Source organism: Arthrobacter sp. B1I2, from assembly GCF_030816485.1.
Lineage (GTDB): Bacteria > Actinomycetota > Actinomycetes > Actinomycetales > Micrococcaceae > Arthrobacter.
In genome coordinates this window covers 3,972,838-3,986,657 of the sequence record NZ_JAUSYC010000001.1, presented here as the reverse complement: position 1 = coordinate 3,986,657, position 13,820 = coordinate 3,972,838, and the positions used below count along the sequence as shown (strand labels likewise).

Here is a 13,820-nt window from a genome sequence, read left to right as displayed (position 1 = left end):
CAGCCGGGGTGGTTCCTCGCCCAGCGGAAGTTCCGGACGGTAGGCTCGTCTGCAGAATGAATCGCGCCGGCGGACTGGGACCGGTGCGGAACCCAACGGAAGTGACGCTGCTGTGAATGACGAAACACCGGCCCGCGCCAAAAACGCCGCGCCGCAGCCGGAACCTTTCCTGGACATGTCCGGGGATTCCGACGAGCCCGCGTTCTCCTGGCTGACGCCCGCTGGAAAGCACAAGCCCGGCGCGGACCAGCCCGGCGGGGAGAAGCCCGGAGCGGACAAGCCCGGCGCGGACAAGCCCGGCGGGGAAAGAATCGGCTGGAACGAGGCAGCGGGCGGGACCAAAACCGCCCAACCCGGAAGCCGGGCCGACCGCAAGGCGGCGGAAGCCGCCGTCGGATCGTCCGGCGCCGGATCCTCCGCGGCCGGCGCGGGCGCCACACGGACTTCCGCGGAGGAAACTCCCAGTGCCGGTTCCTCCGCTGCCGGGCCCGGCAGCAGCGCCGGTTCGCCGGTCTTCAAGGAACCCCTTCCCACCTCTGCGCTGCACGTCCGTCCCCCCGAGGAGGAAGTGGAGCGCCGCAACGCCCAGCGCGAAAGCGCAGCCAACGCCAAACCCGTGGCGCCGCGTGTCATGCAGGTCCTGCTGGCCATCATTTACCCGGTGATCCTGCTGATCCTGGCCGTCCGGGCTGTGACCAGCCCGCTGTTCCTCTGGGTGGAGTACAACCGTCCCGGTTTCCCCGGCGACGGATACGGCTTCAGCACCGACGACAGGATGACCTACGGCTCCTACGCCGTGGACTACCTCAGCAACTGGGCCGGCCCGCGCTACTTGGGGGACCTGGTGCACCGTGGCGGCGACAAGCTCTTCAAGGAAGGCGAAGTCAGCCACATGGCGGACGTCAAGGTGGTCATCCTGTCCACCTTCGGTGCCGGTGCGCTTCTGCTCCTCCTTGCGCTGATCGCCATCCTGTACCTGCGCAGGCGGAGCACCGGCGGGGTCCGGCGCGGCCTCTTCGCCGGCTCCATCATCACGCTTGCCCTGATCCTGGGCCTCGGCACGCTGGCCGCGCTGGGGTGGCAGCAGTTCTTCACCGAATTCCACCGGATCTTCTTCGCTGACGGATCCTGGACTTTCAGCCTGGATGACGCCCTGATCCGGCTGTTCCCCAGCCAGTTCTGGATCGATGCCGGCATCGCCATCGCCGCCCTGGTGCTTCTGACGTCCGTCGTGACGCTGGTGCTCACCTGGCCCACGCGCCGCCGCCGAGGTATTGCGCAGCAGGAAAAGCCGGACGCGGAGCAGGAAAAGGCGGATCAGGCGTAGATCCCGGCGATCTCCGCCTGGAACTCCTGAACCACGGCGGAACGCTTCAGTTTCAGCGACGGTGTCAGGTGCCCGGACTCCACGCTGAACTCGGCGTCCAGCAGCCGGAAAGTGCGCACCGATTCGGCCTTGGACACCGTCTGGTTGGCCAGGTCCACTGCCTCCTGGAGGGCTGCCAGAACGTCGGGATCGCCGGCGGCTTCGCGAAGGGGGAGCGGAGGCAGGCCGCGCTCCGACCGCCAGTTGGCAACGCCCTCCGGGTCAAGGGTCAGCAGGGCTGACACGAAGGGCCTGCCGTCGCCCACCACCACCGCATGTCCCACCAGTTGATGGGCGCGGATTTTTTCCTCCAGGGGCCCGGGTGCCACGTTTTTGCCTCCGGCCGTGACCAGGAGGTCCTTTTTCCGTCCGGTGACGGTGAGGAAGCCGTCCTTGTCCAGCGCGCCAAGGTCGCCCGTGCGGAAGAAGCCATCCACAAAGGCTTCGGCGTCCGCGGCCGGGTTGGCGTGGTAGCCCCTGAAGACGCCGATTCCCTTCACCAGGATCTCGCCGTCTTCGGCCACACGGATGGTGGTGCCCGGGATGGGAATGCCCACCGTTCCCACCTTGGTGCGGGAAGGGGTGTTGGCCGTGCACGGCGCCGTGGTCTCGGTCAGCCCGTACCCCTCCAGGACAGGAATGCCCACACCCCGGAAGAAGTGGGCGTCCTCCGGAGCCAGGGGACTGGCGCCGGACACGGTGTACCCGACGTGGCCACCCATCGCCTGGCGCAGCCGCGGATAGACCAGCCGGTCATACATCCCGTGCCGGACCCGGCTGAACAGGCCGGGGCCCTGGCCCTCGCCCCGGTTTTGCCGGTCCTGCTCCCGTGAATACTCGATGGCGGCAACCGTTGCTGCCTTGAAGAGCCTGCCCTTGCCTGCCACAGCTGCCTTGTGGGCGGCCGTTGCCCGGACTTTTTCGAAGATTCGCGGGACCACCAGGAGGAAGGTGGGGCGGAACGTCCCGAGGTCTTCGAGCAGTTGGGCGGCACCCGGGGTATGCCCCAGGGTTGCCCCCGCGGTAAGGCACACCACTTGGACGGCCCGGGCCAGCACGTGGGCCAGCGGCAGGAACATCAGGGTGCGGGCCTGGTCCTTCTGCAGGATTTCCGGCAGGAACGCAACGATGTTCTTGGCCACGAGGGCAAAATTTCCGTGCGTGATCTCGCAGCCTTTGGGCTTGCCCGTGGTGCCCGAGGTGTACACCAGCGAGGCGAGGTCGGCCAACCCCGCCCGGCTGCGTTGGCGCTCCAGTTCGGCATCACTGACGCCGGTGCCTGCAGCGGCGAGGCTGGCAAGGTCGGGGGCCTCGCCGTCGTAGTCCATCCGGACCACGTTGACCAGGCGGTCGCTGAGCTCGGCGGAACCGGCCACGACTCCGCTGACCAGCTGCACGGTGGCGCGGTCACCGGCGAAGACACGGCGGACCCCCGCATCCTTGATGATCCACTCCACCTGGCTTGCGGAGGAAGTTTCGTAGATCGGCACCGTGACGCCGCCGGCGAACCAGATGGCGAAGTCCACCAGCGTCCATTCGTACGAGGTGCGGGACATCACGGCCACGGTGTCGCCAGGTTCCAGGCCACCGGCAATGAGCCCTTTGGCCAGGGCACTGACGTCCCGGAGGAATTTCTGCGCGGGAACATCCACCCATCCGTTGGGGCCCTTCCGCCGGTACAGGGCGCGGGCGGGGTTGGCTGCGTGCTGCTCCAGCAGCAGGTCAGTCACGTTGCTGTTGGCGTCAAGCTCAACCAGCAGTTCCGTGCTCGCTTCTCTCACAGCAGGTCTCCGTTTCCGCTGCCACGCCGCGGCGGCGGCTCCTTCAGGTTTCTGTTGCCATCCTGCCCTAGATCCAGGACGGCATCCACATCCGGACTTTCCAGTCGACGTAGGGGATGACCTCGGCGGTCCAGATCGGGTAGAAAAACGCCGACAGCAGGAGCACCGCGGCAAGGAACAGGACCACCAGGTACAGCCCGGAGCGCCGGCGCCAGGGCGGGTCCGGGGCCCTGCCCAGGACCAGCCCGAGGCAGTACACCAGCGCCAGGACCAGGAACGGCTCAAAGGACACCGCGTAGAAGTAGAACATGGTCCGTTCCGGGTACATGAACCACGGCAGGTAGCCCGCGCCTACGCCGGCCAGCACGGCCCCGGCGCGCCAGTCCCGGCGTCCCACCCACCAGAACAGCAGGACCACCAGCGAGATGGCTGCAGCCCACCAGATCAGCGGGTTTCCGACCGACAGGATGGCGGAGGTGCACTTTTCCACGTCGCAGCCGGGGGTGCCCTGGGGCGGGGATTCATAGAAGAACGAGGTGGGCCGTCCCATCACCAGCCAGCTCCAGGCGCTGGCCTGGTAAGGGTGCTCGGAGCTCAGGCCCTGATGGAATTTGTACGCTTCCAGGTGGTAGTGGGCAAGGGACCGGACGGAGTTGGGCAGCCAGCCCCATTCTGCTGACGGGTTGCTTTCGGCCCAGTGGCGGAAGTAGGCATTGTCCGACAGGAACCAGCCGGTCCAGGTGGCGGCATAGACGAGTCCAGCCACTGGGACCATGGCGGTGAATGCGGGAATTCCGTCCCGGATCACGCCGCCGCTGATCCAGCCGCGGATACCCGCCACCCTCCGCGCGTTCAGGTCCCACAGCACGGTGAGGAGGCCAAACCCGGCAAGGAAGAACAGCCCGGACCACTTGGTGCCCACGGCCAGGCCCATGCAGACCCCGGCGGCCACCCGCCACCAGCGCACGCCCAGCCACGGCCCGGACAGCAGCGCCCCGGCCGGAGGCTGTCCGCCGTTCGCGGCAGCGGCATGGGCCAGCCGTGCGGCCAGGCGCCGGCGTCCGTCGTCGCGGTCCATCAGAAGGGCGCCGAAAGCGGCAAGGATCCAGAACGTGAGGAAAATGTCCAGCAATGACGTCCGGGACATCACCACATGGTGGCCGTCGACGGCGAGGAGCAGCCCCGCGGCGCCCGCGAGCGGAAGCGAGCGGAACAGTTTCAGGGCGATCAGGGAGACCAGCAGCACCGTGAGCGTCCCGGTGAGGGCGGCGGCGAAGCGCCAGCCAAAGGGGTTCTCCGGCCCGAACAGCCACATGCCGGCGGCAATCATCCACTTGCCCACCGGCGGGTGGACCACATATTCGGGTGTGTTCAGCAGGACGTCCGGATTGCCGGCGTTGAAGGAATCATTTGCCTTGTCCGGCCAGCTGCGTTCGTAGCCGCTGACCAGGTAGGAATAGGCGTCCTTGACGTAGTAAGTCTCGTCGAACACCAGGTTGTGCGGCACCTCGAGGCGGATGAACCGGAGGAGCCCGCCGGTCACCGCCGTCAGGACCGGAACAAGGACAAACCAGAGCCGAAGCGACGGCGGATGGTCCCGCCAGGAAGTGCCGGCGCCGACGAGCCTGGCCCGCAGTGCCTCGCCTGTGAACGCGTCATCCGGCCGGCTGATCCAGGGCCGGGCGGCCTTCCCGCCGGGCTCCGTCCCGGTTGCCCCGGCTCCGGCGGGGGAACCAGCCGAGTTGGGTTTCCCGGGCCCCGAGGGCCGCGTCGAGGTCTGCGTCACGAGCCCCATGCTACCTTTTGCGGCTGGAAGACCCGGCAGCAGTAGGCTTGGTGGGTGGATCCGAACCCCAGCCCCCTTTCCGAGCCCGGCCCTTCGACCGCGGGCAGGATCGTCCTTGCCGCCACTCCCATTGGGAACACCGGCGACGCCTCCGCCCGGCTCGTTGAACTGCTGGGTACGGCGGACATCGTGGCCGCCGAAGATACCCGGCGCCTCCACCGCCTGGTCCAAAGCCTCGGCGTTGCCGTGGCCGGCCGCGTCATCAGCTACCACGAGCACAATGAAGCCACCAGGACAGCTGAACTCCTTGACCAGGTGCGTGCGGGCAGCACGCTTCTCATGGTCACGGACGCCGGGATGCCGGCGGTATCGGACCCCGGTTTCCGGCTGGTGGAGGGCGCCATCGCGGCGGGACTGCCCGTCACCGCGGTCCCCGGACCCTCCGCGGTCCTCACGGCACTGGCTCTGTCCGGCCTGCCCACGGACCGGTTCTGCTTCGAGGGATTCCTTCCCCGCAAAGCCGGCGAAAGGGCCTCCCGCCTCGCGGACCTTGCCGGGGAGCGGCGCACCATGGTGTTTTTCGAGGCCCCCCACCGGCTGGAGGTCATGCTGCGTGCGCTGCGCGAGAGGTTCGGCCCGGACCGCCCCATCGCAGTATGCCGGGAACTGACCAAGACGTACGAGGAAGTCATCCGCGGCACTGTGGGCGAACTGCTCCAGTGGGCCGAGGACACGGAGGTCCGCGGCGAGATCGCCGTGGTGCTCGGCGGCGCCCCTGAGCAGGCAGCAGGCACTCCGGAGGACCACGTGGCGGCCGTCAATGAACTGGTGGCCCAGGGCATCCGGTTGAAGGAGGCCGTGGCCGCCGTAGCCGAAGATGTCCGGGTCAGCAAGCGGGAACTCTACTCGGCGGTCCTGGCAGCGCGGCAGCCGGGAGCCTGACCGCTCCTGGTCCCTGTGCAGCTGCACAGCGGAGCCGGGATTCCGCAGTGCGCAACGGCGTAGACCCTGGGGTTGGCCCGCAGTAGTCTGGCTGTTAATCAGCCCCATGATCCCGGTCACTATGGCCGCGGCGGCGGGCTGCCACAACCCTACTGACGAGGGAGTCATCGTGACTGTCACTGCACAGCCGGCTGTTACCGCCGAGCGCGAAACCCGGCTTTTGGCCTCCGTTCCCACCGGGCTGCTCATCAACGGTGAGTGGCGCGACGCCGCAACGGGCAAGACGTTCGACGTCGAGGATCCCGCCACCGGGAAGGTGCTGCTGAGCATTGCCGACGCCGGGCCCGAGGACGGTGCAGCGGCACTGGACGCTGCCGCCGCAGCCCAGGAGTCCTGGGCGAAGGTCCCGCCCCGCGAACGCGGTGAGATCCTCCGCCGGGCGTTTGACCTGGTGACCGAGCGGGCAGAAGACTTCGCCCTCCTGATGACCCTGGAAATGGGCAAGCCGCTCGCCGAAGCCCGCGGTGAAGTGACCTACGGCGCCGAGTTCCTGCGCTGGTTCTCCGAGGAAGCGGTACGGGCGTTCGGCCGCTATTCGGTTTCGCCGGACGGCAAGTCCCGCCTCCTGGTGACCAAGAAGCCGGTTGGCCCCTGCCTCCTGATCACCCCGTGGAACTTCCCGCTGGCCATGGCCACCCGCAAGATCGCCCCGGCCGTCGCCGCCGGCTGCACCATGGTGCTGAAGTCGGCAAACCTGACGCCGCTGACCTCCCAGCTGTTCGCCGCCGTGATGCAGGAGGCGGGACTGCCCGCCGGCGTCCTCAACGTGATCCCCACCTCCACGGCGGGGGCCACCACCGGGCCGCTGATCAAGGATTCGCGCCTGCGCAAGCTCTCCTTCACCGGCTCCACCGAGGTGGGACGCCGGCTGCTGGCCGATGCGTCCGAAAACGTGCTGCGGACCTCCATGGAACTGGGCGGCAACGCCCCGTTCCTGGTCTTCGAGGACGCCGACCTGGACGCCGCCGTCACCGGCGCCATGCTGGCCAAGCTGCGGAACATGGGCGAAGCCTGCACCGCGGCCAACCGCTTCATCGTGCACGAGTCCGTCGCCGGTGAATTCGCGGAGAAGTTCGCCGCGAAGATGAAGGAGATGACCACGGCCCGTGGCACCGAGCCGGAGTCCAAGGTGGGACCGCTGATCGACGCCAAGAGCCGCGACAAGGTTCACGAGCTGGTCTCCGACGCCGTCGCGTCCGGCGCCAAGGCGGTCCTGGGCGGTGGCCCCGTGGAGGGACCGGGCTACTTCTACCAGCCCACCATCCTTTCCGGTGTCTCCGAAGGAACCCGGATCCTGTCCGAGGAAATCTTTGGCCCCGTTGCCCCGATCATCACCTTCAGCAGCGAGGATGAGGCCGTACGTCTGGCCAACAACACCGAATACGGGCTGGTGGCCTACGTCTTCACGAAGGACATCAACCGCGGCATCCGGATGGGCGAAAAGCTCGAGACCGGCATGCTCGGCCTGAACGCCGGCGTCATTTCCAACGCCGCCGCACCCTTCGGTGGCGTGAAGCAGTCTGGCCTGGGACGCGAAGGCGGCCTCGAAGGCATCGAGGAATACCTCTACACGCAGTACATCGGCATCGCCGACCCCTACGCCGGCTAGCTTTCGGCGGTTCGCCACCCTCAAGTGCCGGCCGGGGCTTCCCCGGCCGGCACATTCGGTTCAGCCCCGGCCAGCCCTGCTGCCGGCGTCGCCCGCCCCTGCACGGGGACGGTGACTGGCGCGCCCTCCTGCACTGGAGGGTTCCCGCCGCGAGCGCACGGCTGCGTGCACCGTCTTCCGGACGGCCCTGCCGGCCGCGCTGAACGGCATCCGGAGCAGCAGGCCCAGCCGCCGGGTGACCGACGGCGGAAGCCACGCCGCGGTCCATCGCCTGGGCAGGGTGGCGTTTGCCCGGAGCGATGCTTCCACGGCGGCAACGCCGGCTGCCACGTCTTCTGCCGCCGTCCCGGGGCGGAGGGCCGTGGCTGGGGAACCGTCACCACCGGGGCGGCCATACCTAAAGTGCTCGAAGGCCGAGGTGAAGAAGGCCACAGCCTCATGCGCATCCTGGTCCATGCCGCCGGGCTCGCCCAGCAGTTCAGCGCGGAACCGGGCCGAATATGCCCGGGGCGTCTCGCTGTCCCCGGGGGGCAGGCCGTAATCGGTGCCAAGGTCCCGGATCTCGTTCCATGCCAGCGGGACGGCCTGGTCCGGGCGCTTTGGATGCAGCCGCCGCGACCTGGTGCCAGCGCGGACCAGGTGCGGAGTGGCCGCCAGGAGCACCAGGCCCGCCACTGCGGCCGCACCGAGGAGCCAGGGCATCAGTTGCGCGCCGTCGGCGGTGCTGCTGCCGCCGCTGCCTGGAACGGCCTGGGCAGTTGCGCTGGCGGATGGCGCGGGAACCGGCGCGGCATCGGGAATGAGCCCGTCGTTGTTGCCCAGCGCGTCCGGGACGGAAGGTGTTGAGGCCTCGGTGGCGTAATCCGGCACCACCCCCCGCGAAGGCGTCGGTTCGAATGGCACCCAACCCAGGCCCTGGAAGTACAGTTCCGGCCAGGCGTGGGCGTCCCGCGCATCCGCTTCGTATTCGGGGAGGGCGCCCTGGCCGGCCACCGTCAGCGTAGCCCCGGTCAGCCTGCCGGGGGCATAACCCACGGCGATCCTGCTCGGAATTCCTTCCAGCCTGGCCATCACTGCCATCGCGGAGGCGTAGTGGATGCAGTAGCCGCTCTTTTGCTGCAGGAAGTCGGCAAGGACGGAAAGGCCATTGCCGTCATAGCCGCCCTGCACCGGGGACTGCAGCGAGTATGTGAAGTCGGACGAGCGGAGGTACCTCTGGATGGCTATGGCCTTCCGGTAGGGCGTGCCCGCCGCCCCGGCAACGGTCTGGGCGGTGGTTCTAACAATGTCCGGGACATTGCCCGGAATGCGGGTGAAGACATCGGGGATGCCCCGTGCCGGCCCTGTGGACTGGGCCAGGAGCACTGCGGAAAGCTTGGGCACTGCCGAGGTCACCAGGTACTCCTGCCGCCGCGTGGTGGTGTCGGTGCCTTTGATGCTCAGCGTGGCCGGATCCCAGGTCCACTGGCCGCCAAGCCCGCGGACGGACTCGGGTGCGTAGGGGACCGGCAGGTACGGGCTGGTGAAGGAGCCGGCATCAACGGCTGTCACCAGCCGCACCTGCTCGTCGGTCAGGACCGCATATCCGGGGTCGATCCGGCCATCAAGCGGCACCCTTGAAGCGGTGCGGTCGTCCGGTCCCCAGGAATCGCCGTCGAAATTGTCCACTGTGACGGAGCGCAGGTAGAGCGGGTTTGGCGAGTTGGTGGCATAGGTGATCCTGCCGCTGCCGTCAGGTGTGCGGAGGCTGCTTCCCAGCGTGATCATTGGGTTGAGGCCGGTGGCCGAACCCCACGGATTGAGCCTTGAGCCCTGGGGGAAAGTGCCGCGGTCGAAGCCGGGAATCGCCAGGGGCAGCACCAGGGTGGCCACCAGGGCCACAGCGCCCGTAAGCGCTGCCCGGCGCACCAGGCCCGGGCTTCGGGCGGTGCCGCCCTGCAACCTGCCATCCGGGGCAAACCACTGGCTGCACGCAAGGATCAACAGGTATCCCGTTACGGTGGCAACGAAACTCCATACCCCCACACTTTGCGGTTTGATCATGGCCGGAACCACCAGCAGCGCAAGCAGGCCCGTGCCGGAGGCCGCCGGCATCCCCAGCGGTACCGCGAGTGCATCGACCAGAATGACCGCCAGGCCAAGCACCGCACAGACCACCATGACGATCCCGGCGTTCGGCGCCACGGGCGCCGTCTCTGCCAGGACTGTTTCGCTGGCCCGCCGGATCAGCCGGTCCAGGTCCGGAAGCGTGGCACCGGTGGGGAGCACCCAAAGGAAACTGGAGCTGCGGAAAAAGGTCAGCGTCAGGACGCCGGCCAGGGCCACGAACCCTCCTGCGGTGACCAGCAGGGGCTGGGCGCGGACGGAACGCAGGGCGGCCAGGGTGAACCCCACCACCAGCACGGTGGTCATTGCCGGCCAATACCAGTTCCAGCCGCGAAGGACACCGTTCAAGGACAGGGCCGCTCCGCACACAGCCACGGTGATGGCCGCCGCCATGGCCCACGGGTAGGCGCCGGCCTGCATGGGGCCCGCCGGGATTTCCGGGGGGCGTTGCGCCTCATGCCCGGCACCGGTTGGCCGGGTCGGTGCCAGGGTCATGTGACCACCCCCGCTCCCCGCCGGACTTCTGATGCCGGAGCCACCGGCAGGGTAACGTCCTGGTCGAACGGGCCCCAGGCAGTAGCCAGCTGCGCCGCCGGCGCCGCGGCCACTGCCCGCCAGCCCCCCTGCCGCAGCACTTCCAGGACATCCTGGAATTCCGCGGGCCGGTCAACTGACAGGATGGCGAACGCGTTGGTGCCGTAGGCAGCAGCCGGCGCCAGTGCAGCGGCCTCCTCCGCGCTGATGCGTCCCAGCACTGCAATCAGTGGCCCCCGCATCCGGTGGGCGGACAGCTTGTCCATCAGGTGGTCATCAAACGCCGGCGGCCCCTGCTCCGTGCCTGCCGGCGTCCGCGCTCCCGGAGCGCCGCGGCGCTCCGGGTTCCTGGCCTCGATGTCCCGAAGCATGCCGTCCCGCCGGGGGTGGGGCGGCCGGGACAGGTGGATGGCGGCCAGGCTTTCGGCTATGGACTGCAGGCCGGATGTCCCGCTGTATTCCTCCGCCCCGGGCTCCGGAGATGAGGGCGAGTGCAGGAATGCCGGTTCCCCGCCGGTGTCCAGCAGCCGAAGGCTGTAATTGCGCTCAGCAAGGTGCGCGCTGACGGACATGGCGGCAACAACAGACCACTCGAAGGTGTCGCTGGTGGCCGGAGCGTGTCCCTCCTGGGAGGGCAGTCCCGGCATCGATGTTCCGGGGCCGCCGCCGAACGCACCGGAACGATGGTCAAGGATGATGGTGGCTTCGGGCGTGGTGACGGACTCCTCCTGCCGGACCATAAGGGACCCGTGCCTTGCCGTGGCGGCCCAGTGGACCCTTCGCATCGGGTCGCCGTGGCGGTATTCACGGGTCATGACGTCGTCATCGCTCGGGTTTGCCCGGACACGGGTGGCGGTGACGCCGTCGTTCCCGCGCGCTCCCGCCAGCCCGGTGGCAGGCAGGACGACGGCGGCAGGGGTCACAGTGAGGACGTCGCCGCCGTCAATTGCCTGGCGGTGTAGGGAAAGGCCGAAGGGGTCGGTGAACTCCGCCGTGACCGGACCGATCCGAAACTGTCCGCGTTGCCTGGACGTGAGGTGGTACTCATAGCGGCTTGTGCCGCCGGTGGCGGATCGGGACGGGAACCGGAAGGCCGGTGCCACGCCGAACTGCGCCGGCAGCCGCTCCTCCATGGCCACCCGTCCGCTCCCCGGGTCCGTCCTTGCCACCGCAAGATGCACCGTGGCCGGGGCCGACGTCTCCACGGGGGAGGGGTTGAATTCGCGGTAGACGCGGAACCGCGGTTTGATCAGCCGGACGCCGGCAAGGGAGACGAGCGGCAGGACCAGCAGCAGCAGGGCCAGCGTCAGGAGGTCCCGGCGCCCCATGACCTGGGCAGCGGCCAGGGTAAAGGCCCCAGCTGCAAGCATGCCCCAGCCGCGCCGGGTGAACAGGTGCCGCGGAAGCTTGTCCAGCAGGGCCATGGTCCGCGCCTAGCGGTTCCTGCTGCCGGCGGCGGCCGCGGCCCGGTCCGCCTGCCCGTGCAGAGCCTGCGGCACGGGCAGCCGGGACAGGATGCCCCGCAGGACGCTGTGCGGGGTCTCGCCTGCGCCCGCTGCCTTCCGGTCCAGGATGATGCGGTGTGCCAGGACGGACTCGGCCAGGTCCCGCACGTCGTCCGGCAGGACAAAGTCGCGTCCATCCAGGGCGGCGGTGGCCTTGGCGGCGCGCAGCAGCTGCAGCATGGAACGGGGGCTCGCGCCCAGCCGCAGCAGCGGGCTTTCCCTGGTGGCCCTGCCCACTGACACCGTGTATTCCTTCACGGGTTCCGAGACATAGACCTGCTGGACGCTGGCGATCATCGCGGCCACGTCGGCCGCGGTGACTACGGGGGAGACGGTGGCCAGCGGTGAGACCGCCTGGTGGGTTTCGAGCATCTGGATCTCTGCGGCCTTGTCCGGGTAACCCATGGAAATCCGGGCCATGAAGCGGTCCCGCTGGGCCTCAGGCAGGGGATACGTGCCCTCCATTTCAATGGGGTTCTGGGTTGCGACCACCATGAATGGCTCATCAAGCTTGTAGGACGTGCCGTCCACTGTGACCTGGTGCTCCTCCATGCACTCCAGCAGGGCGGACTGCGTCTTGGCGGATGCGCGGTTGATTTCGTCGCCGATGACGATGTTTGCAAAGACCGCACCCGGCCGGAATTCGAAGAGCCTGGAGGCCTGGTTGTAGATGGATACGCCGGTGACGTCGGACGGCAGCAGGTCCGGGGTGAACTGGATGCGGTTGACCGTGCAGTCAATGGTCCGGGCGAGGGTCTTTGCAAGCAGGGTCTTTCCGACGCCGGGCACGTCCTCCACCAGCAGGTGGCCCTGCGCGAGGAGGACGGTAAGCGCCAACCTGGCGGCGTCGGATTTGCCGTCGATGACGGTATTGACCGTGGTGAGGATGCGCTGCGCCGCGGCGTGGAAGGAGCCGGGCTCCATGGCTGCCGGCCGGTGCCCGTTCAGGTGGCCGACGGACTCTGCGACGCCGGCCAGGTTGAGGTTCGGTGCGCTTGTATTGTTGGCAGTGCGTCGGTGGGGTTCCATCGGCAACCTTTCAGCCCGGTTTTCACCTGGACGGGACAGCGACCCTGCCTTCGCCCCTCGGTGGGCGTGCGCATGTATTCGTTCCAGACTACTAACACAACTGCCATGCCTGACAGAGAGTTCCAGCAAATATAGGGGTACCTCCGCCGGATAGGCTGGTTGGATGTGCAATTCGTCGATTCCCGCCGCCTACCGGGTGCCTGCCGCGGAGGGGACCCCGGACCCGGAAGCCGCGCGCCGCAGGGATTTCCCGCCCGCGCCGGAGCCCCTGCCCGTGCCGGTCATGGACAACCACACCCACCTGGACTTCCCGGAAGGAAAGGGGCCCGTGGGGATCAAGGCTGCGCTCGATGCCGCGGCGGCCGTGGGAGTCCAGGGTGCCGTGCAGGTGGGCTGCGACCTGGAGTCCTCACGCTTCACGGTGGCGGCGGTGGACCAGGACGAAAGGCTCCTGGGAGCTGTGGCGCTGCATCCCAATGATGCTCCGCACTATGCCGCCGGCGGTGAACTGGAGGCGGCCCTTGCCGAAATCGAACGCCTGGCCGCCCATCCCCGGATCCGGGCCATCGGCGAAACCGGGCTGGACTTCTACCGCACCGAAGGTGAGGGGCTTCGCCACCAGGAATACTCGTTCCGCCGGCATATCGACATCGCCAAGCGCCTGGACCTGACCCTCCAGATCCATGACCGGGACGCACACAGCGATGTGGTGCGGGTGCTTCATGAAGAGGGAGCACCGGAAAGGGTGGTGTTCCACTGCTTCTCGGGTGACGAGGACCTGGCAAAGACGTGCAACGAACAGGGCTGGTGGATGTCGTTTGCCGGCACACTGACGTTCAGGAACGCCGCCAACCTCCGCGCCGCGCTCACCGTGGCGGACCCGCAACTCATCATGGTGGAGACCGATGCTCCCTTCCTGACGCCGCACCCGCACAGGGGGCGTCCGAACGCGAGCTACATGGTCCCGTACACGGTGCGGGCCATGGCAGAATTGACAGGCTCCGACCTGGCCGGCCTGTGCACAGCCATCAGTGAAAATACCGTGCGCGCATACGGATCCTGGGCCTGATCGCCCGTTACCTCCCAACCCCTAGGTGCATAT

At 68.3% G+C, this 13,820-nt stretch carries 9 protein-coding genes; 4 read left to right on the top strand and 5 right to left on the bottom strand.

Annotation, left to right across the window (positions count from 1 at the left end; translation table 11 throughout):
* Nucleotides 1-112 precede the first annotated feature (112 nt).
* Entirely contained in the window at nt 113-1,327 is a 1,215-nt protein-coding gene (locus QFZ57_RS18455; RefSeq protein WP_306901237.1) for a TIGR01906 family membrane protein, read from the top strand.
* Here the strand turns inward: QFZ57_RS18455 and QFZ57_RS18450 are convergent.
* Nucleotides 1,318-3,147, bottom strand: a complete 1,830-nt coding sequence (locus QFZ57_RS18450; RefSeq protein WP_306901236.1) for an AMP-dependent synthetase/ligase — start codon at nt 3,145-3,147, stop codon at nt 1,318-1,320. The genes QFZ57_RS18455 and QFZ57_RS18450 overlap by 10 nt on opposite strands.
* Nucleotides 3,148-3,214: 67 nt before the next feature.
* On the bottom strand, nt 3,215-4,942 hold the full coding sequence (locus tag QFZ57_RS18445) for a dolichyl-phosphate-mannose--protein mannosyltransferase (protein WP_306901235.1): 1,728 nt from the start codon (nt 4,940-4,942) through the stop codon (nt 3,215-3,217).
* A 45-nt stretch (nt 4,943-4,987) separates the two neighbouring features.
* Between QFZ57_RS18445 and rsmI the strand changes: the two genes are divergently transcribed.
* Both rsmI and QFZ57_RS18435 read left to right on the top strand, forming a co-directional pair.
* Nucleotides 4,988-5,875 carry a 16S rRNA (cytidine(1402)-2'-O)-methyltransferase gene (gene rsmI, locus QFZ57_RS18440; protein WP_306631928.1) on the top strand — a complete coding sequence of 296 codons (888 nt, stop codon included), beginning with the start codon at nt 4,988-4,990 and terminating at the stop codon, nt 5,873-5,875.
* Nucleotides 5,876-6,044: 169 nt separating this feature from the next.
* Nucleotides 6,045-7,544 carry an NAD-dependent succinate-semialdehyde dehydrogenase gene (locus tag QFZ57_RS18435; protein WP_306901234.1) on the top strand — a complete coding sequence of 500 codons (1,500 nt, stop codon included), beginning with the start codon at nt 6,045-6,047 and terminating at the stop codon, nt 7,542-7,544.
* Nucleotides 7,545-7,604: 60 nt separating this feature from the next.
* On the opposite strand, the gene QFZ57_RS18430 is transcribed toward QFZ57_RS18435, so the two are convergent.
* From QFZ57_RS18430 to QFZ57_RS18420, 3 genes are read right to left on the bottom strand one after another with little or no spacing between them, the layout of a single operon-like run.
* Nucleotides 7,605-10,145 carry a transglutaminase family protein gene (locus tag QFZ57_RS18430; RefSeq protein WP_306901233.1) on the bottom strand — a complete coding sequence of 847 codons (2,541 nt, stop codon included), beginning with the start codon at nt 10,143-10,145 and terminating at the stop codon, nt 7,605-7,607.
* Entirely contained in the window at nt 10,142-11,608 is a 1,467-nt protein-coding gene (locus tag QFZ57_RS18425) for a DUF58 domain-containing protein (protein ID WP_306901232.1), read from the bottom strand. Before QFZ57_RS18425 ends, QFZ57_RS18430 begins: the two co-directional genes overlap by 4 nt.
* A gap of 9 nt (nt 11,609-11,617) precedes the next feature.
* Entirely contained in the window at nt 11,618-12,718 is a 1,101-nt protein-coding gene (locus tag QFZ57_RS18420; RefSeq protein WP_306901230.1) for an AAA family ATPase, read from the bottom strand.
* A gap of 163 nt (nt 12,719-12,881) precedes the next feature.
* Here QFZ57_RS18420 and QFZ57_RS18415 point away from each other — a divergent pair, with 163 nt between their 5' ends.
* Nucleotides 12,882-13,787 (top strand): TatD family hydrolase, encoded by a 906-nt coding sequence (locus tag QFZ57_RS18415; protein WP_306901228.1) that lies wholly within the window; start codon nt 12,882-12,884, stop codon nt 13,785-13,787.
* The last annotated feature ends 33 nt before the right edge of the window (nt 13,788-13,820 follow it).

What these genes read in the sequence shown, in the direction of transcription:
- QFZ57_RS18420 (WP_306901230.1), bottom strand. Translation starts at nt 12,718, where the DNA reads ATGGAACCCCACCGACGCACTGCCAACAATACAAGCGCACCGAACCTC.
- QFZ57_RS18445 (WP_306901235.1), bottom strand. Translation starts at nt 4,942, where the DNA reads ATGGGGCTCGTGACGCAGACCTCGACGCGGCCCTCGGGGCCCGGGAAA.
- QFZ57_RS18425 (WP_306901232.1), bottom strand. Translation starts at nt 11,608, where the DNA reads ATGGCCCTGCTGGACAAGCTTCCGCGGCACCTGTTCACCCGGCGCGGC.
- QFZ57_RS18415 (WP_306901228.1), top strand. Translation starts at nt 12,882, where the DNA reads ATGTGCAATTCGTCGATTCCCGCCGCCTACCGGGTGCCTGCCGCGGAG.
- QFZ57_RS18430 (WP_306901233.1), bottom strand. Translation starts at nt 10,145, where the DNA reads ATGACCCTGGCACCGACCCGGCCAACCGGTGCCGGGCATGAGGCGCAA.